Here is a 19,104-nt window from a genome sequence, read left to right on the forward strand (position 1 = left end):
ATCTAGCCGAGGTTCAGCTCCTTGAAGAAGTCGTTGCCCTTGTCGTCGATGATGATGAAGGCCGGGAAGTCCACCACTTCGATGCGCCAGATCGCTTCCATGCCGAGCTCGGGATATTCGACGACCTCGACCTTCTTGATGCAGTGCTCGGCGAGGTTCGCCGCGGCGCCGCCGATCGAGCCGAGATAGAAGCCGCCGTGCTTCTTGCAGGCTTCGCGCACCGCCGGCGCGCGGTTGCCCTTGGCGACCATGACCATCGAGCCGCCGGCCGCCTGGAACTGATCGACGAAGGAATCCATGCGTCCCGCGGTGGTCGGACCGAACGCGCCGGAGGCGTAGCCGTCCGGGGTCTTGGCGGGACCGGCGTAGTAGACCGGATGGTTCTTGAAGTAGTCCGGCAGCGGCTCGCCGCGATCGAGACGCTCGCGCAGCTTGGCGTGCGCGGCGTCGCGGGCGACGATCATGGTGCCGGTCAGCGACAGCCGGGTCTTGATCGGGTTCTTCGACAGGGTGGCGAGGATGTCCTTCATCGGCTGATTGAGATCGATCTTCACGACCTCGCCGCCAAGCGCCTGCTCGACCTCCGGCAGATACTGCGCCGGATGGTGCTCTAGCTCCTCGAGATAGACGCCGTCCCTGGTGATCTTGCCGAGCACCTGGCGGTCGGCCGAGCAGGATACGCCGAGACCGATCGGCAGCGACGCGCCGTGGCGCGGCATGCGGATGACGCGGACGTCATGGCAGAAATACTTGCCGCCGAACTGCGCGCCGACGCCGAGCGACTGCGTCATCTTGTGGATTTCCTGCTCCATCTCCAAGTCGCGGAAGGCATTGCCATCCGGGGAGCCCTGGGTCGGCAGCGCGTCGAGATAGCGCGCAGACGCCAGCTTCACCGTCTTCATGCACAGCTCGGCCGAGGTGCCGCCGATGACGATGGCCAAATGATAAGGCGGGCACGCCGCGGTGCCCAGCGTCAGGATCTTCTCCTTCAGGAACGCCAGCAGCCGATCCTTGGTCAGCACCGAGGGCGTCGCCTGGAACAGGAAGCTCTTGTTGGCCGAGCCGCCGCCCTTGGCCATGAACATGAACTTGTAGGCGTCCTCGCCTTCCGCGTAGATCTCGGTCTGCGCCGGCATGTTGTTGGCGGTGTTCTTCTCCTCGTACATCGACAGCGGCGCGACCTGCGAGTAGCGCAGGTTGCGACGCAGATACGCGTCGCGCGCGCCTTGGCTGAGCGCCGCCTCGTCGTCGCCGTCGGTGATGACGTTGCAGCCCTTCTTGCCCATGATGATCGCGGTGCCGGTATCCTGGCACATCGGCAGCACGCCGCCGGCGGAGATGTTGGCGTTCTTCAGGAAGTCGAGCGCGACGAACTTGTCGTTCGGGCTGGCCTCCGGATCCTCCAGGATGCTGCGCAGCTGCTTCAGATGGCCGGGGCGCAGAAAGTGGTTGATCTCGCCGAACGCGGCCTCCGACAAGGTCCGCAGCGCCTCCCGCGACACCACCAGCATGTCGCGGCCCAAGACCTTCTCGACCCGCACGCCGTCGGTGGTGATCTTCTTGTAGGGCGTGGTGTCCGGCCCCAGCGGAAACAGCGGCGTGTGCTTGTAGGGCGGGACGGGCTTGGACTGGTCGGGGAAGGCGGTCGGCGCGTTCATGGCGAGCTCGTGGGGTTCTAAAGATGGCCGCCCAAAGCGGTCTTGACAGGTCTGATACGCTACCCGTCGGAAGCCTTGCAAGACATGTCTCCGTACAGCAGCCGAGGAGTAAGATCATGGCGACTTTTGTCCTGATTCCAGGAGGTTGGCACGGCGGCTGGATGTACGCCGCGCTCTCGGCCAGGCTCCGGCAGGCCGGTCATGACGCCTATGCCCTGACCCTGAGCGGATTGGAGGAAACGCCCGCCCGCACCCAGGCCGTCAATCTCGAGACCCACATCACCGACGTCGTCGAGCTGCTGACGATCGAAGATCTGTCCGAGGTCATCCTGTGCGCGCACAGCTATGGCGGCATGGTCGCGACCGGCGTCGCCGACCGCGTGCCGGAACGGCTCGCCGCACTGATCTATCTCGATGCCTTCGCACCCGAGAACGGTCAGTCATGGTGGGATCTCGCCGGTGACGCGTATCGCCGGTTCGTGATCGAACGCGCCGGGCATGACGGGCTGACGGCGCTGCCGCGCGAAGGCTCCGATCCGCGCCGCCGGCCGCATCCGCTCGGGACCTTCATCCAGGCCCTGAACCTCCGCAGTCCGGCGCCGCCTACTCTGCGCCGCACCTTCGTCTACGCCAGCGGATGGAGCGCGACACCGTTCACCGCGCAATATGAGCGGCTGCGCAGCGATCCCGCGTGGCGCGTGCAGGCATTTGCGTGCGGGCACGATGTCGTGCAGCACGCCCCCGACGAGACGTTCGCCCTGCTGATCGAGACGGCCCGCGAGGTCGCCGCAACATGACGCCGCGACCAGGGCAACGTCGCACGGCGAGATCGATTGCGATCGGTCGCCGAGTTATGTAACCTTAGATTGTTGACATATTCATTTTCTTCCTGGAGGCGTCATGACACGAGGTCTCGTTTCCATCATCGCATTCGTCCTTGCCCTGATCACCCTGCTCCCGAGCTCCGCTGGTGCCGTCGGTCCCGGCCGCGCGTGCGGCGGCTTCGCCGGCATTCGCTGCAATGCCGGTCTCTATTGCGAATTCCCAGCCGGCCAGTGCGGCCGGTTCGACATGATGGGCGTCTGCCGCCGAAAGCCGACGCTCTGCCCACGCATCTACATGCCGGTCTGCGGCTGCAACTTCCAGACCTACGGCAACGACTGCGAGCGCCGCGCAGCCGGCGTCTCGCTCGCACATCCGGGCCGCTGCTGGTTCTGAGCAAGCGATCGCGCCGCTGCCGCCGGCATGTGACCGCCGTCCCGTCAACACGCGGCCACACCCGCTGATGATCTTGTGCGGCTGCGGCGCATCGCGCTTGCATGCCCCCCTCGCGCAGGCTTCAATGGCGCGGGGGTATTTGGAATGCAGTCATCGCCTTGCTCATTTGGCCGCTTGGCCGGATTTGTTTTTCTCGTTGCGTTGAGCAGCGCGCTGCTGCCGCAGGCGGCACGGGCCGATCGTTGTGATGACGTTGCCAAGGAACTGAAGAACGGCATCGACGGCATCAAGATCGGCCAGACCGCGGCCGGCACGGTCTATCTCGCCCATCCCAAGGCACGCGAGATCACGCTCGGCTGCTCATCGAAGAATGTCAGCAACCAGATGTTCGGTAAATCCGAACGCAAGCCGACGCCGGCCTTCATCGAGCTGATGGCGAGCGCGGCGGCGATCGTGTTCACCTTGCCGAAGGACGACATGCAGCGCGGCGTCACACGCTGTTACCGCCGACTCGGGATTTTCCGCGGCGACGACGTCGCCAGCCGCTACCGCCGGCTCGACATGCGTTGCGCCCGAACCAAGACCGAGTCCTCGATCACGATCAGCCGCAGCAAGGACCAATAGGCCGGGGGTGACGCGAGAGCCTTGCGGTTTCTGCGCCGGCGGCAGCGACCCGTTCACTATTCGCCGCGCCACCGACAGTTGCAGACAATTCGAACGATCTGCTTGACGAAGTTTTCGTCAGGGATGGCCACGCTCGTCGCAACACCAAGCGAGGAGCTGGACCATGTCCGTTTCGAGCGTTTCGTCGTCATCGCCGCCGCCCTCACCGCCGCCGGTCTCGACCGAGACGACCAAGCCGCAGACCCAAGACACCCAGGCGCGGAACCAGACGCAGCAGAGCCAGGCCGTGAATCCCGCCAAGACCGGCGACGAGGCGGCCGCGGAGAAGCAGGCCTCGCGTCCGCCGCTGCCGCCCGGCCAGGGCACCCGCGTCGACATTCTCGCCTGACGATCCCACACCCTCAGGCCAACTTCGTATAGCGGCGGCGCCTCAGGCGCCTGCCGCTATACGTGTGAGCTGGGCCGTGGCGGCGCGGCGATCCACGTGGTTTTGGAGCACGCGCGCGGCTCGCTCGGGTGAGGCGTTACAGGTCTACCGACTTCCCGTGCGGCTGCCCCTCACCCCACCCCTCTCCCCGTAAGAACGGGGAGAGGGAGCGCAGCGCCGGCGAGGCACCAGCGAGGCTCTCAGAGGAGCACGCTCACTCCAGCATGACTGCACGCCCTCAGCCCTCAGGCATCCAGCGCCTTGTAGTGGCGGAAGATGCCGTCTTCGTTGAAGGGGATGCGGCGGTCGCTGGCCAGATAGGCCGAAATGTTCGGCCTGGCGGCGACGCGGTCGTGCAGCGCGACGAGGCCTGGAATGTTGCGCTCGAATGCCGTCATGCGATGGGGAAAGGCGTAGCGCAGGCCGGCGACGATCTGGAACAGCGACAGGTCCACATAGGTGAGCCGGCGCCCGGTGACGTAGGCGCCACCGCTTTTCGATAGGAGCTGCTCGAAATAGCCGAGGAATTTCGGCACCCGCTCGCTCCAGAACTCGGCGGTGCGCTTTTTGGCCGGCGCGCGCTGGTCCTCGTAGTACAGCGTCGGCCCCAGCGGATGATGCGTGTCATGGATCTCGACGACGAAGTCGGTCACGGTGAGCTGCAGCTGATGCACCCAGAGTTGGCCGGCTTCGGTCTTCGGTGCGAGGCCATGGCGGCTGCCGAGAAACAGCAGGATGTTGGCGGTCTGGCCGATGACGCGGCGGCCCGCTCTCAGGAACGGCGGCGCGAAGGGCGGCGTGTCGCTGTCCGCCGCCATCATCGCCGTCATCGTACCGATGCCGTCCTCGCGCGCGACATCGCGATAGGCGGCGCCCGCCTCCTCCAGCGCGAGACGCACATATTCGCCGCGGCCCTGGATCATGGGCCAGTAGTAGAGCTCGTATCGCATGGGCCATCCTCGCAGTGATGCGCCCACACGTTCGGCTCGGACACGTAACGGACGCGGTGTTAGTTCGCCGCGAAGCAGTATAGCAGCCCGCCACCGCCGGTGCTCTTCAGATCGACCGGAAACAGCCGCCATCGGGCTCGCGCGAGAGATGGGAATTGTTCACAAGCAAAAGCGCCGCGGATTGCTCCGCGGCGCCTGATGAGGATCTCAAGCCGGGCTCAGCCGACCTGCTGGATCGCCGACAACTGCCAGTCGGCGCCGGGGTGACGCAGGAAGGTCCAGATCTCCGTGACCTCCTGCGGCTGGTCGGAGCCGTCGACAACGCGGCCCGAGGCGCGCTCGATGGTCTTGTCGGCCAGGGTGAAGCGCATCGCGACGGTGGCGTAGTCGGCGCCATTCTCGCGCCAGGCCTCGGCGAGGTCGCCCTGCAGCAGCTTCACGGCGCTGACCTTGTTGACCACGCCGCGGGCCTGGTTCTGCTCGAGATCGCGCTCGAAATACGAGGCCATCTCGGGCGTCGAGAGCAGGCGCAGGCGGCCGACATCCTCGTTCGACCAGGCGGACTGGATCTCGCCGAGCAGCCGCTCGAACGCCTCATAGTCGGCCGGCTGGATCTGCAGCGGCGGCACAGTGTTGCCGCCGCCCAGGCCGCCGAAGCCGCCGAGACCACCGAAGCCAGAGCGGAAGCTCTGCTGGCCGTCGGCCCGCGCCGGGCCGGCGGCATAGGCCGGCTGGTTGCGGCGCTGCCACCAGGCCATCGCCATGCGCACCAGGAACACCACCAGCAGGACCTGGAGGATCAGGCCGATGATCGAGGCAAAGCCGCCGAGGCCGGAGAACAGGCCGCCGCCGAACAGCATGCCGAACAGGCCGGCGCCGAGAAAGCCGGCGGCGAGGCCGCCGAGCAGGCCACCGGCGCGACCGCCGAACAGGCCGCCACGCGAGGGCGCAGCCGTGTTGAAGCCGCCAGGCTGGCCCGGCTGGGTGATCGTCCTATTGAACTGCGACGCCGATCCCGGCGCGGTCGTGGTCGAAGGCGGCGCGGAGAAGGTGCGCGTGCCGCGGGAGCCCGAGCTGGAGCCGCCGCCGATCCGGGCGTCGGCCGCCGAGACGGCGAGCACCGTCGGCAGCGCCAGTGAAAGGGCCACGGCCATCGCCTTGAGGAGGCCGCTTTTGCGCTGCATGAAGCTCATCTGTGTTTCCCATAATCCCCGGAATGGGGATGCCCGTAAGATGGGCACAACCCACGAAAAAGGAAGGCGGCACGAGGCCGCGCGGCTGCGGCGCTGGGTCGCGGGATGAACGCGCTCGGCCGGCTGGCGAAGGAACTCCGGTAACCTATTGTGGCGCCATGGTTTCCTTGACCGCCGCCACGAGCTGGCTGAGCGTGAAGGGTTTTGGCAGGAAGGCGAATTGCTGGTTCTCCGGCAGGCTCTTCTCGAACGCATCCTCGGCATAGCCGGAGACGAAGATGATCTTGATCTCCGGATTGCGCTCGCGCATCGCCTTGAGCAGCGTCGGCCCGTCCATCTCCGGCATCACGACATCGGACACCACGAGATCGAGCACGCCGTCGCACTCCTCCAGCGCCTCCATCGCCTCGACGCCGTTCGACGCCTCGATGACGCTGTAGCCCCGCGAGCGCAGGCCGCGCGCGTTCAGCGCCCGCAGGCCCTCCTCGTCCTCCACCAGCAGGATCGTCCCCTGCCCGGTCAGGTCGGCGCGCGGCTTCGGCGCATCGGCGGCAGCCGGCTCCTTGGCGGCGCCGTTGACGGCCTGCGGCTCGACCTGGACCTCCGGCACGACGATGTGGCGCGGCAGGAAGATCTGGAACGAGGTCCCCTTGCCGACCTCGCTGTCGACATAGATGAAGCCGCCGGTCTGCTTGATGATGCCGTAGACGGTCGACAGCCCGAGACCGGTGCCCTTGCCGACCTCCTTGGTCGAGAAGAACGGCTCGAAGATCTTCTCGCGGATCTCTGCCGGAATGCCGGTGCCGGTATCGCTGATCTCGATGCGGACGTAGTCGGCCACCGGCATGCCCTTGTAGGCGGCCTGCGCGACCTCGTCGGCCGAGACGTTGGCGGTGCGCACCGACAGCTTGCCGCCATCGGGCATCGCGTCGCGGGCGTTGACCGCGAGGTTCACGACCACCTGCTCGAACTGCGAGACGTCGACCTTGACCGGCCAGAGGTCGCGGCCGTGAACCAGGTCGAGCTTGACCTTCTCGCCGATCAGCCGGCGCAGCAGCATCGTCAGGTCGGACAGTGCATCGCCGAGATCGAGCACCTGCGGCCGCAATGTCTGCCGGCGCGAGAAGGCGAGCAGCTGCCGCACCAAGGTCGCGGCGCGGGTCGCGTTCTGCTTGATCTGCATGATGTCCTGGAACGACGGGTCGGTCGGCTTGTGCGCGTTCAGCAGGAAATCATTGGCCATCATGATGGCCGAGAGCACGTTGTTGAAGTCGTGGGCGATGCCGCCGGCGAGCTGGCCGACCATCTCCATCTTCTGCGACTGGTTGATCTGGTTCTCGAGCGCGCGGCGCTCGGTGGTCTCCAGCATGTAGACGATCGCAGCTTCCGTCTCGCGCTCGTCCTCGTCGACCGCGGTGACGAAGAACTGGCCGAAGCGCTCCTTCGGCCCGTCCAGCATCACCTCGACCGGCGGAATGTCCGCCTGCCCCTCGGCCGCTTGGTTGATCGCGGCGATCAGCAGATGCCGGTCGCGCTGGCTGACGGCGCGGAAGATCGACTTCGCCGCCGCCGCATCGCCGCTGACGCTCTGCGCGAGCTTGGCGAAGCGGGCGTTGGCGCGCACCACGGCGCCGCCGCGGTCGACGGTCGCGATCGCCATCGGCGTATGGTCGAAGAAGCGCATGAAGCGCACCTCGGCGGCGCGCTCCGGATCGGAGCGCTCGTCGCGGGCGCGGCTGATGACGAGCGTGCGCGAGGCGCCTGGCTTGCCGTCGGCGCCGAAGGCGAGCTTATGGTAGAGCCGCGCCGGCATGGTCTTGCCACCGCGCATCTTCAGGTCGATGTCGAACACCTCGGTGCGGACCTCGCCGGGCACCGCGACGATCGAGCTGAGCAGCGAGGCACCGTCGCCCGAGACGACGTCGGCGAGCTTCAGCCCGCCCGAGCCGATCTCGGCGAGATCATAGTCGAGCCAGTTGGCGAGCGTGGCATTGACGTAGACGAGGCTGCCTTCCGGATTGACCGAGAAGAAGCCGCACGGCGCATGGTCGAGATATTCGATCGCGTGCTGCAGCTCCTGGAACACGTCCTCCTGGCGCTCGCGATCCCTGGTGATGTCGGCGATCGACCACACCGCGTAGCGGGCATGGCGCTTGGTCTGGCCGAGCGGGCGCACGCGCATCCGCAGCCAGCGCCCCTGCGCGCCTTCGGCCGCGGTGATGCGGACCTCCTCCTGCTGCCGCTTGCCCTCGCGCGCCGCCTTGAGCAGGCGGAACACCGCTTCGGACACATCGGGATTGCCGATGAAGACGCGCTCGACGGGACGCGCCTCCTGCGCGGTCGCTGCTCCCGTCATGTTGAGATAGGCGGCGTTGGCGTAGACGACATGGCCGCGCGGATCGGTCACCGCGAGGCCATCGAAGGCGTGATCGGCGATCGCGCCCAACACCGGATCGTCGGTCGACTTGTCGGCGAAGCGGACGATGCCGGCGGCGAACGCGAACAGATTGAACAGGCCGACGGTGGCGAGCAGCGACAGCAGGCCGAGAATGTAGGGCTGCGCCTGGGCGCGGCCGATCGTCATCAGCGCGATCGCGACCGCGACGAGGCCGAACGCCACCAGAAGGATCAGCAGAATGCTGCCGCTGCGGCGCGGCCGCTCCGGCAGGCCCGCCTGATCCTGTAACCCATCATTGTCGGAATCGGCGCTCATGGCTCGGGGACGCGACCTGTCGGCTGGGAGCCCCAGCCCGTTCGCGCGGCTCCCCCTTCCACCTGCCTGAATCGACGGGTCAAGCGCAAGCCCGTCAAGCCGATATTCCATGATTTATCCGTATTTTGCGGTCCGTCCGGGGACCTGCTCGGTTGTCATTGCGGGCGCCCCGAGAGGTTGCGCCGCAGCCCCATCACGTAGCCGATGATCTCAGCGACCGCGTGATAATGTTCCACCGGGATCTCCTCGTCGATCTCGACCGTGGCATAGAGCGCGCGCGCCAGCGGCACGTTCTCGACGATCGGGATGTCGTGCGCCTTGGCGACCTCCCGGATCTTGAAGGCGATGTTGTCGACGCCCTTGGCGACGCAGACCGGTGCCGACATGCCGCGCTCGTAGGACAGCGCGACCGAGTAGTGCGTCGGGTTGGTGATGATCACGGACGCCTTGGGAACCGCGGCCATCATCCGCTTCTTCATGCGCTGCTGGCGGATCTGCCGGATGCGTCCCTTGACGTGCGGGTCGCCTTCCGACTGCTTGAACTCCTCCTTCATCTCCTGCACCGACATCTTCTGGCGCTCGTACCATTGCCGGTACTGGAACAGGTAGTCGCCGATCGCGACCAGGGCGAGCAGCGCGACCACCGAGCCCATCAGATGCGTCGTCAGCGAGATCGTGACGCCGAGCAGCTCGCCGACGTCCATATGCAGCAGCGATTCCAGGCGCAGCCGCTCCGGCCACAGGATCATGACCATGACCGTGCCGAGCAGCACGAGCTTGAAGAGACCCTTGGCGAAATTGGCCGCGGCCTGCTTGCCGAACAGGCGCTTGGCGCCGGCCAGCGGAGAGATCTTGCTCAGGCTCGGCTTCATCGGCTCGCCCGACCAGACCAGGCGATGCTGCATCATGTTGCCGGCGATCGCCGCCAGCATCACCATCAGGATCGGCACGCCGATCGCCGCGATCACGGCGAACGACAGGCCGCGCGCCAGCGACAGCAGGCCGGCGCCGTCGGTCTGGATCATCCAGGAATTGGCGATCAGGTTGCGCATCGGCACCAGCACCGCGGTGCCGATCGAGCCCGAGAAGGTCGACATCACCAGGGTCGCGGAGGCGATCACGAACCAGGTGTTGAGCTCCTGGCTCTTGACGACGTCGCCGCGTTCGAGCGCCTGATCGAGCCGTTTTTGCGTCGGGTCTTCTGTTTTGTCTTCGGAATCGGCTTCATCGGCCATCGGTCAGGCCCCTCACCGCGGCATCATCTCGTGCATGACGCCTTCGAAATAGCCGAGAAACGTTCCCATCATCGCGGTCAGGACCAGCGCGAAGATCAGGAAGCCGATCAGGATCGAGAGCGGCGCGCCGACGAAATAGACCTGCATCTGCGGCATCAGCCGCGCCAAGACGCCGAGCCCGATGTTGAAGACCAGACCGAACACCAGGAACGGCGCCGACAATTGCAGGCCGATCTTGAAGGCCGCGGCAAACGCCTTGGTCGCCAGCGAGGCGACGTCGCCGCTCGGGATCAATTCGCCGGGCGCGAAGATCTTGTAGCTGTCGCTGAGCGCGGCGATCACCAGGTGATGGCTGTCGGTCGAGAACAGCAGGGTCACGCCGAGCATGGTGAGGAAGTTGCCGATCAGGACGCCCTGCTGTCCCTGCGTCGGATCCACCGCGGTGACGAAGCCGAGCCCCATCTGCTGCGCGATCACGGAGCCCGCGACCTGCAGCGCCGACAGCGTCACCCGCGCCGTCGCGCCGAGCACGATGCCAATCACGATCTCGTGCACCATCATCACCAGCAGCGGCGACAACGCCTGCAAATCGACCTGATAGGCCTGACGGTGCAGCGGCAGCACGATCATCGTGAGCAGCAGCGCGGTCGCGAGCTTGATGCGGACGGGGATGTTGACCTCGCCGAGGCCCGGCAACAGCATCACCATCGCGCCCACGCGCGCGAAGGCCAGCATGAACACGGCGGCCAGCGCCGGAAGGAAGGAAATATCGATGCGCATCGTCCGCCGTCACGGCCCTTTCGACCGCATGCTGGTGCGGCACGGCGGTCTTTGAAGAGACAACCTGCGAATAGACAGCCTCAGACGAGTCAGCCTGCGAAGAGCTCGCCCGAAAGGCTGCCCGCGCACGGCCGAAAGCAGCAGCGCCCCCCGCACTGCTCCTTACGACCGCTCGCAGCGCCCTCACGCAGGCCTGCCCTGCCGCCCCGGACATTGCCTCATCCGCCGATGATTCGCGACGAGATCCGCATCATGTGCGAATGCAGCGCATCGGCCATGAACGGCAGCGCCAGCAGCAGCGTCACGAAGATCGCGATGATCTTCGGCACGAACACCAGCGTCTGCTCCTGGATCTGCGTGAGCGCCTGGAACAGCGAGACGACCACGCCGACCACGAGGCCGACCACCATCAGCGGCGACGACACCAGCACGATGGTCCAGATCGCATCGCGCGCCACATCGAGCGTTTCAGCTCCCGTCATGTCCTGTCGTTCCTCACTGTCGATCGGCTCCGGTCCGGCCCCCGCCTCAGCGCGCATCGCGCGCAGTCGCGGCAGACGGCAAATCCCCTGGGCGCATCAGGCACGTGGCGGCCTGAAGCGTTACGAGCTGCGCCTAGATCGTCATCTTCATCACGTCTTCATAGGCCTGGATCACACGGTCGCGCACCGACACCAGCGTCGACACCGCGACGTCGGTTTCGGCGACCGCCGTGACGACATCCATGACGTTTGCCTTGCCCGCGGCCATCGCGACCGCCTGACTGTCGGACTTGCGTCCGGCCTCCATCACGCTGCCGATCGCGTCCTTCAGCACCGCGCTGAATGACGGACCACCCTTGTCGGCGCCGTTGCCGCTACCGAGCACGTCGCGCACGCGCCCAAGGCTGCCGAAGGCACCGCTCGAGCCGCCGGCGTCGAGCACGCGGGCGGAATTCGCATAGGCATTCGCTGCGGAGATTGGGGAGGCCATGACTTTCGTTCCTGTCCTAGGTCTTCAGAATGTCGAGTGTGCGCTGGATCATGCGGCGCGTGGCGCCGATGATGTTCAAATTCGCCTCGTAGGACCGCTGTGCATCACGCATGTCGGTCATCTCGATGAGCGGATTGACGTTGGGGTACTTGACATTGCCGGACGCGTCCGCGGCCGGGTTACTGGGGTCGTATTTGACGCGGAACGACGATTGATCGGGCACCACCTTGCCGAGCGCCACCACCTTGGCATCGAGCGCACGGTCGAGCGCCGAGGTGAATGTCGGGACCTTGCGGCGATACGGATCGCCACCCGCCTTGGCGGCGGTCGAATCGGCATTGGCGATGTTCTCGGAAATGACGCGCATACGTCCCGCCTGCGCACGCAGGCCGGAGGTCGCGATGCTCATCGAGCGCAGGAAATCGCTGGAGTCGTTTGCCATGCTTGTCGGTCTCCGTCCTTAAACCCGAGCTCAGCCCTTGCCGATCGCCGTCTTCAACAGATGCAGGCTCTTGCCGTACAGCGAGGTCGCCGCGGCGTAGTCCATCTGGTTGGCGGAGACCTTCAGCATCTCCTCTTCGAGGCTCACCGCGTTGCCGGCGGGCCTCGTCTGAAATCCGACCTTGCGGTTCTGGTCGAAGCTCGCGCTCTCGCCCGACGACGGTGCGATGTGCGCGGTGCTGGTCCGGGTCAGCGACAGCGGCGCAAAGCCGCCGACCGCCTGGCCGGTTGAATCGAACTTCGGCTCAACCAGATCCTTCGGCTTGAAGTTGGGCGTATCCGAATTGGACACGTTCTCGGACAGCACGCGCTGGCGCTCCTGATGCCATTGCATCTTGGTCCGCAACGCCGACAACACGGGGATATCGTTGATGGACATGGCGCTGCTCGGTTGTGTCCGACTACCGGACGGTTTGGGTAGGTAGAAATTGCCGTGCATATGGTTAACAGGGAGTTAAGAAACGGTGCGGTGACCCCCGGGATGATCCCGGTGTTTTGACGATTTCTTAGGAAAGTGCCGGGCTCCCGGCCGACCGATGCATCATTCCGGGACGGCACGGCTCGCCAAGAAGTCGTTTTGGCCCGGCCGATTCATGGGTTATTAAGAGGCCGAGCGGCAGTTCCTGCCGTCATGCGTTAACAGGTTGGTTCCGGTTCTGAAGCTCCGTTCGCTGCCGGCGATGCGTTGGACAGACGAGAGACTTCGAAAGGACGCGGTATTTGCCGGGGACAGAGATGCAGGCACTGACGTTCTTTTTTGCATTCGTAGCGGTGCTGGCGCTGATCGGCCTCGCCGCGTGGCTGGTTCGTCGATTCGCGGGGAATCGTCTCGGCACCAACCCGAATCGCGGCCGCATGCCCCGGCTCGCCGTGATCGATGCCGCCGCCGTCGATGGCCGCCGCCGTCTCGTGCTCGTGCGCCGTGACAACATAGAGCATCTTCTGATGATCGGCGGGCCCACCGACATCGTGGTCGAGTCCAATATCGTGCGCGCCATGCCGGCGCGCGAGCAATTGCCGCAGCGGCCGGGCATCAATGCCGAGCCGCCGGCGGCGCGCATCGCGCCACTGCCGGATGCGCCGTCCTGGGCCGACAACGAGCCGAAGACCGAGGCCGCCGAGCCTGCCGAGCTGCAGATGCCGGAGCCGCCGCAGCGCCCGATGCGGCCGTCGTTCATCGATGAGGTTCGCCGCACGGCGCCGGCTGCCGCAGAGCGGCGTGAGCCGGCACCGGCATTCCCGCCGGAACCACCGCTCCCTCCGCGCCGTCCCGATCCCCGCCAGGACCTCCGGGCGGACGTCCGTGGAGAACCGCGCGGCGGAGACGAAGCCCGCCTGGAGCCCCGCCCTGAGCGGGTGATCCGCGGCGAGCCGGGAATGCCACGCCCGCTGCGCCCCGCCGAGCCGCAACGCCAGGCCGAGGCGCCGCGCGCTTCCGAGGGGCCCCGGCTGCCGCCGGTGCGGAATGCTGAGCGCGCAGCCGAGCGCGTCGAACGCGTGGCGGCGCCGCCGCTGCCGCCGGTGGCCCAGATGCCGCCGCCACCGCCCCCGGCTGCCCCGCCGCCCGCAGCGGCCGATTCGAGCGCCGAAGCCAATCTGGCCGAGATGGCGCAACGGCTCGAGGCCGCGCTGCGGCGTCCATCAGCCGATCCGTCGGCTGCTCCGGCCTCGGGTCCCCCGGCGCTCCGGGCGGCCGCGCGCAACGAGCCGGCTCCGGCGCAAGCCGCGCCGGTCAAGACCAGCTTCGAGAACCTGGAGGACGAGATGGCCTCGCTGCTCGGACGTCCGAAGTCGTCGCAGTGAGATCGCTGCTTCCCTCGCGTAGAGTTGTCTTCATCGCTGTCCTGACTGCCGCCGGTTTACTGACGGGACCTGCTGCTGCGCAGGACATCAGCATCAATCTCGGCGGCGGTGGCGGCGGCGGCGTCACTGAACGCGCGGTCCAACTGATCGCGCTGCTCACGGTGCTGTCGATCGCGCCGTCGATCCTGATCATGATGACGTCGTTCACGCGCATCGTGGTCGTGCTGTCGCTGCTGCGCACGGCGATGGGCACAGCGACCGCGCCGCCCAACTCGGTCATCATCGCGCTCGCGATGTTCCTCACGGCGTTCGTGATGGGCCCGGTGCTGCAAAAATCCTATGATGACGGCATCCGGCCGCTGGTCGAGAACCAGATCGGCGTCGAGGACGCGCTGCAGCGCGCCTCGGTGCCGCTGCGCGGCTTCATGCAGAAGAACGTGCGAGAGAAGGACCTGAAGCTGTTCATGGACCTCTCCGGCGAGCCGCCGCCGGCGACGCCCGACGAGCTGTCGCTGCGCATCCTGGTGCCGGCCTTCATGATCTCCGAGCTGAAGCGCGCCTTCGAGATCGGCTTCCTGCTGTTCCTGCCGTTCCTGATCATCGACCTCGTGGTCGCCTCGGTCTTGATGTCGATGGGCATGATGATGCTGCCGCCGGTCGTGGTGTCGCTGCCGTTCAAGCTGATCTTCTTCGTGCTGGTCGACGGCTGGTCGCTGGTGGCAGGCAGCCTGGTGCAGAGCTATGGCGGGTAAGAAGAACCATGGCGCCCGATCCGGGCCTCGCCCTTCGAGACGCCCGCCTATGGCGGGCCCTCAGTGTGAGGGGAAGTAGCTCCCTCCTGCCTCGAGATCGACCGCAGCAACCGCTCTCCACCCTCTCAGGGGGGCTGTCGGAGTCCACAGCGACCCTCATGGTCGTGTGCAGAGCCGTTCTCGGCGCTTGATCCTCTCCACGAGCACGCCGCTCATGGCCGGCGTGCCAGCTCCGGCATCGGAGCTGGCTCCTCATGGAGAGGAGCGCCGCATCACCAATCGGGCCATGACGAATAGTTAGAATAGCGGCGCGTCTCGAACCATGAGGCCACGATCCGGGCCCCGCCCTTCGAGACGCCCGCCGACGGCAGGCCCTCAGGGTGAGGGGAAGTAGCTTTCCCTGGCCGGCTTGGTCATCTGATTGGATCTCCCGCTCTGCGCTGAGATCAACGGCCGGCGATCGCCTGCTTGACACCCTGGATGCGCGGCAGGGCGCCGGTCGCCTCCGACGGGGCCTTCGCAGCATCCTTGCCGCCGTCCGGTCCTTTGCCGGTGGCATCCGGGAAGCGCGCGCGCATGTCGCGAAGGAAGCCGTCCAGCGTATCGACGCTCGCCGCCATCTTCGCGATCTGGGCGAATTCGGCGCTGGAGCCGCTCGCCGGCTTGCTGGCGACGTCGAACGCGATCTTGTCCGCCTCGCCGGTCATCAGCGGCGCATATTTCTCGCGGAAGCGGGCGAGGCCGATGGCGTCGTCGGCGAGCGCATAGCCGACCACGGCGCGCAGGATGTCGCCGCGCTCGGCCGGATTGAGCGGGCGGAAATCGCGCCAGCGATCGCCGTAGTAGAGCTCGATCTGCTCGGACGCCTCGCGCCAGCGCCGCGACGCCCAGTAGATGTCGGAGCGCAGCCGGATCGCCTCGCGGCCGCCGATGTTGCTGATGATATCCAGCCCGAGGTCGTAACGACCGATGTCGCTGTTGGCGCGCGCCTCCAAGAGCAGCCGCTGCTGGCGCAGCTCGCCCGCGAGATCGGCGATGCGGGTGGTGCGCAGCGCCTCGATGGCACGGTCCGGCTTGCGGTTGGTGAGGTAGACCATGGCGAGACGCGCGGCGACCTGGGCGCGCGCCGCACCTTCGAGGCGATGGTCGACCTGGTATTGCAGAAGCTCGGCGGCCTGGTCGAGCAGGTCGATGCCGACCAGGCGGTCGGCGAGCTTGCGGATCATCTCGTCGCCGCGGCGGCCGATCGGAGTCAGCTCGCGAAACCCGTAGAAGATGCTGAGCGCATCGACCGGCGGAAGCTCGTCGGCCTTGCCGCTCAGGAACAGCTGCGAGAACAGGCGGGAGGCTGCATCCTGGGCCTGCCGCGCCAAGTCGGAGTTGGGCATCAGGCGGGTGGCCTGGCGCGCGGCCTCGAGCGAGTCCGCGTAGCGCCCGGCCTCCTCATAGAGCTGCGCCATCATCTGCAACGTCTGCACCTCGATCGCATCGCCGCGCCAGATCGCCTGCAAGGTCTCCAGCTCCTTCAGCGCGTCGGACGGCTTGATCTCGCCGCGCTTCTGCAGGAGCTTGATCTCCAGCAGCTTGGCCTCGGCGGCTGCCGGGCGGTCGTCGGAGTTCACGGCGAAGCGATAGTCGTCGAGCGCGTCCTTCTCCTGCGCCATCGCCTCGGCGAGCCGGCCGCGCAGCACGGCGATGTCGGGCTTCATGTCCGCGGGCACGCCGATCACGTCGATCTCGGCGCGCCGCTTGGCGGCACCGGCGAAATCCTTGATCTCGAGCGCCGACTTCATCGCATCCGCGATCACGATGCGCTGCAGGTCGAGCGGCAGCGAGGCGATGGCGAACTCGACGTTCTTCAGCTTCTCGCGCGCGTCCGCAAACTTGCCCTGCCGGGCGAAAGCGAGGCCCTTCCACATCTGGGAGTCGAAATTGTTGCCGATCGACGGCGTGGCGAGATCCTTGAGGCCCTGGTCCGGCCGGCCCATCAGGATGCTTGCCACCGCGTGGATCATCAGCATGGCGGTCTCGTCGGTGCGCGGATCGGCGTCGGAGATCATCAGATTGGTGACACCGCGCGCTTCCGGATACATCGCTCGCGCCATGTAGAAGCGCGCCAGCGCCAGCCGCGTCTGCGCCCGCCGCTCCGGCTCGGCGTTGGCCGCGGCCTTGATCAGGAGATCCTCGCGCGGCACGAACGGCTGGGTCTGGTTCTGCTGCCATTCGTCGATGTCGAACATCGGCCTGACAGCGGTCGGCGCCCGTTCCGGCGAAAAGCCGATCGACGACAGCGTCAGCCCGCCCGGCCGGCCCAGGATCACCTTGTCAGGCGCGATCTCGACGGCGATGTCATCCGAATTCGGACGCACGGCGATGCCGTGGATGGAATCGAGCAGCGACAGATCGACGAAATCCTGGCGCTTGATGAAGCCCCGGATCGGCGGCGGCGCCGTCACGACCAGCAGCGTGTCGCCGGCATCCGGGTCGGTCAGGCGGTGCAGCATGCCGGCTCCGGGATTGGCGAGCGGCACCATCACATTGGCAAGCGCGGGATCGGTGACGTTGCGCATCACCATCAGCGGCTGCTGATTGGCCTGGCCCTTGTCGGCGAACGACAGCGTCCAGCTGCGCCCGCCATCATCGCTGCCGAGCGAATGCATCTGCGGGCGGTTGAGCCGGATCCGGATCGCCTGCCCGTTATCGAGCGGCATCCTGTTGACCTCGCCGATGATGGCGCCGCCCTTGGCGCGGATGGGCTCGACGTCGACGGGCTTGGTCGAATCGAACACCATCCATACCGTATCGCCGCGGCGGAACAGCGCCGCCGGCGTGACCTGGCCGAAGCCGAAGGTGAGCCGCAGGCCCTCGCTGTCGCGCAAGGCCTCCAGGGTGGCGGCTCCATTGGCTGCCTTCTCGGCCGGCTTGGTTTCGGCAGGCTTGGTTTCGGCAGGCTTGGTTTCGGCCGACTTGGTTTCGGCCGACTTGGCCGCTACAGCCTTGGCTTCGGCCGACTTGCTCTCGACGGGCTTGGCGGCTTCGGCTTTGCCGGCCTCCGGCTTCATCGCCTCGGGCTTCGCTGGTTCGGATTTGGCCGCCTCGGATTTGACAGCTTCAGGCGCAGCAGCTTCAGGCTTGGGGAGCTCGGGCGCGGCTTCGGCCGGCGCGGCAGCAGCAGCTGCCGACGGCGCAGGCTCGGCCGCGGGCTCCGTGGCTGGCGCCGCGACCGCAGGCGCCGGCTTGGCCTCCGTCTTCATCTCCTTGGCGATGGTGTCGGAGGTCGGCGGCACGATCTCCGGCTGCGCAGCCTGCTTCGGCTTGTCACCATTGGGCTTGCTGCCGTTGGGTTTCTCGGCCGCGGCCGCCTTGGCGCCCGGCAGCGTGTCCGAGGAGACTGCGGAAACCTTCTTGTCCGGCTGCTGATAGGCGACGTCGATGTTGTAGTTCTTCTCCTCGCGGAAGGCGCGAACGTCGACCTCGCCGATCAGGCCGATCTCGACGACGGTCCTGCTGCCGTCGATGCGCTGGTTGATCGCGGCGACGTTGGGCGGCGAAACGATCTTGGCGTCGGCGAGATCGAAGGACAGCGGCGCGGTGAAGAACAGCGACAGCTTCTGGTCGTTGAGCACCGAGGAGATGCCGACGCCGTCGGGGATCTCGAACACGAAGCGCACGAAGGTCGGCTGCACCAGCGCGCGCACCCGGATCGGCGGCCGCTTCTTCGATTCCGCCTCGGCGCGCTGCAGCCGCAGCGCCTTCTCGGCGGCGCGCGCGCGCTCGGCGAGCTCGCGCACGACCTCGGCCGGCAGCGGCGGCGGCGGCCCGGTCCAGCTGTCGGGCAACAGGTCGATGAAGACGCGCTCGCCCGCGGTCATGGTGTTGACGCGGACCTTGCGCGACAGCGACAGCCGCAGCGCCGAGCCGTCGGGGTCGCCGCGGGCCGACGAGATGTAGTCGGGCGCCGCATCGACCCAGCGGTCGATCGGAACGGTGGCGGGGCGATCGAACCTGATCAGCAGAATCGAGCCGGCGGTGGTGACGTCGGCGCTGACGTCCTCGGCGAATTTCAGCACCAGCCGCGCATAGCCGTCCTGAGCCGACAGGCTCGCCTCGCCCGGCACCGGTGCAGCGCCCGCCGCGACCGTGGACAGCACCAGGCCGATGACGATGGCCGACAGCAGCGCGAGGCCGGCGCGCGCCCGTGCGCGGGCCTTCGACCGCAATCCAATGGGAGTCGTGCGCGCCATGGTCACAAGCTTCCGGTTCGACATCCGCAACTTG

Annotated in this window: 17 protein-coding genes and 1 pseudogene; 6 read left to right on the top strand and 12 right to left on the bottom strand. The window is 66.9% G+C overall.

Annotation, left to right across the window (positions count from 1 at the left end):
• Positions 1 to 2: 2 nt before the first annotated feature.
• Complete coding sequence (locus tag QW845_RS25520) at positions 3 to 1,658, bottom strand: fumarate hydratase (protein ID WP_315753126.1); 1,656 nt, start codon at positions 1,656 to 1,658, stop codon at positions 3 to 5.
• A 116-nt stretch (positions 1,659 to 1,774) separates the two neighbouring features.
• Between QW845_RS25520 and QW845_RS25525 the strand changes: the two genes are divergently transcribed.
• From QW845_RS25525 to QW845_RS25540, 4 genes are all read left to right on the top strand, one after another.
• On the top strand, positions 1,775 to 2,455 hold the full coding sequence (locus QW845_RS25525; protein WP_315804280.1) for an alpha/beta hydrolase: 681 nt from the start codon (positions 1,775 to 1,777) through the stop codon (positions 2,453 to 2,455).
• A gap of 103 nt (positions 2,456 to 2,558) precedes the next feature.
• Positions 2,559 to 2,876: a Kazal-type serine protease inhibitor family protein gene (locus QW845_RS25530; RefSeq protein ID WP_315804281.1), complete on the top strand. Its 318-nt coding sequence runs from the start codon at positions 2,559 to 2,561 to the stop codon at positions 2,874 to 2,876.
• 144 nt (positions 2,877 to 3,020) lie between these two features.
• Complete coding sequence (locus QW845_RS25535; RefSeq protein ID WP_315804282.1) at positions 3,021 to 3,500, top strand: hypothetical protein; 480 nt, start codon at positions 3,021 to 3,023, stop codon at positions 3,498 to 3,500.
• A 163-nt stretch (positions 3,501 to 3,663) separates the two neighbouring features.
• Entirely contained in the window at positions 3,664 to 3,888 is a 225-nt protein-coding gene (locus QW845_RS25540; RefSeq protein WP_315804283.1) for a hypothetical protein, read from the top strand.
• 284 nt (positions 3,889 to 4,172) lie between these two features.
• On the opposite strand, the gene QW845_RS25545 is transcribed toward QW845_RS25540, so the two are convergent.
• The 10 genes and pseudogenes from QW845_RS25545 to flgB all read right to left on the bottom strand — a co-directional run bounded on the left by QW845_RS25545 (position 4,173) and on the right by flgB (position 12,650).
• A complete protein-coding gene (locus QW845_RS25545) occupies positions 4,173 to 4,877 on the bottom strand; it encodes a glutathione S-transferase (RefSeq protein WP_315804284.1) in 705 nt (234 codons plus the stop codon).
• A gap of 59 nt (positions 4,878 to 4,936) precedes the next feature.
• Positions 4,937 to 5,037: pseudogene (locus QW845_RS25550) on the bottom strand (lectin); the annotation flags it as partial.
• A 58-nt stretch (positions 5,038 to 5,095) separates the two neighbouring features.
• Positions 5,096 to 6,061 carry a Tim44 domain-containing protein gene (locus tag QW845_RS25555; protein WP_315804349.1) on the bottom strand — a complete coding sequence of 322 codons (966 nt, stop codon included), beginning with the start codon at positions 6,059 to 6,061 and terminating at the stop codon, positions 5,096 to 5,098.
• Between the two features lie 154 nt (positions 6,062 to 6,215).
• Positions 6,216 to 8,783 (bottom strand): cell cycle histidine kinase CckA, encoded by a 2,568-nt coding sequence (gene cckA / locus QW845_RS25560; protein WP_315804285.1) that lies wholly within the window; start codon positions 8,781 to 8,783, stop codon positions 6,216 to 6,218.
• Between the two features lie 155 nt (positions 8,784 to 8,938).
• On the bottom strand, positions 8,939 to 10,018 hold the full coding sequence (flhB, locus tag QW845_RS25565; protein WP_315804286.1) for a flagellar biosynthesis protein FlhB: 1,080 nt from the start codon (positions 10,016 to 10,018) through the stop codon (positions 8,939 to 8,941).
• Between the two features lie 12 nt (positions 10,019 to 10,030).
• Positions 10,031 to 10,798, bottom strand: coding sequence for a flagellar biosynthetic protein FliR (gene fliR / locus QW845_RS25570; RefSeq protein WP_315716025.1), 768 nt, complete (start codon positions 10,796 to 10,798; stop codon positions 10,031 to 10,033).
• Positions 10,799 to 11,016: 218 nt separating this feature from the next.
• On the bottom strand, positions 11,017 to 11,280 hold the full coding sequence (gene fliQ / locus QW845_RS25575) for a flagellar biosynthesis protein FliQ (protein ID WP_008965881.1): 264 nt from the start codon (positions 11,278 to 11,280) through the stop codon (positions 11,017 to 11,019).
• Between the two features lie 133 nt (positions 11,281 to 11,413).
• Positions 11,414 to 11,770 (bottom strand): flagellar hook-basal body complex protein FliE, encoded by a 357-nt coding sequence (gene fliE / locus QW845_RS25580; RefSeq protein ID WP_315738761.1) that lies wholly within the window; start codon positions 11,768 to 11,770, stop codon positions 11,414 to 11,416.
• Positions 11,771 to 11,786: 16 nt separating this feature from the next.
• Complete coding sequence (flgC, locus tag QW845_RS25585; protein WP_315716023.1) at positions 11,787 to 12,212, bottom strand: flagellar basal body rod protein FlgC; 426 nt, start codon at positions 12,210 to 12,212, stop codon at positions 11,787 to 11,789.
• 30 nt (positions 12,213 to 12,242) lie between these two features.
• A complete protein-coding gene (gene flgB / locus QW845_RS25590; RefSeq protein ID WP_315804287.1) occupies positions 12,243 to 12,650 on the bottom strand; it encodes a flagellar basal body rod protein FlgB in 408 nt (135 codons plus the stop codon).
• A gap of 356 nt (positions 12,651 to 13,006) precedes the next feature.
• On the opposite strand from flgB, the gene QW845_RS25595 reads away from it, so the two are divergent.
• Both QW845_RS25595 and fliP read left to right on the top strand, forming a co-directional pair.
• Positions 13,007 to 14,074, top strand: coding sequence for a flagellar biosynthetic protein FliO (locus tag QW845_RS25595; protein WP_315804288.1), 1,068 nt, complete (start codon positions 13,007 to 13,009; stop codon positions 14,072 to 14,074).
• Complete coding sequence (gene fliP / locus QW845_RS25600) at positions 14,071 to 14,826, top strand: flagellar type III secretion system pore protein FliP (RefSeq protein WP_315804289.1); 756 nt, start codon at positions 14,071 to 14,073, stop codon at positions 14,824 to 14,826. Before QW845_RS25595 ends, fliP begins: the two co-directional genes overlap by 4 nt.
• Before the next feature lie 446 nt (positions 14,827 to 15,272).
• Here fliP and QW845_RS25605 read toward each other — a convergent pair whose 3' ends face one another.
• Entirely contained in the window at positions 15,273 to 19,070 is a 3,798-nt protein-coding gene (locus QW845_RS25605) for a tetratricopeptide repeat protein (protein ID WP_315804290.1), read from the bottom strand.
• Between the last annotated feature and the right edge of the window lie 34 nt (positions 19,071 to 19,104).

This window comes from Bradyrhizobium sp. SZCCHNS3002, from assembly GCF_032377435.1.
GTDB lineage: Bacteria > Pseudomonadota > Alphaproteobacteria > Rhizobiales > Xanthobacteraceae > Bradyrhizobium.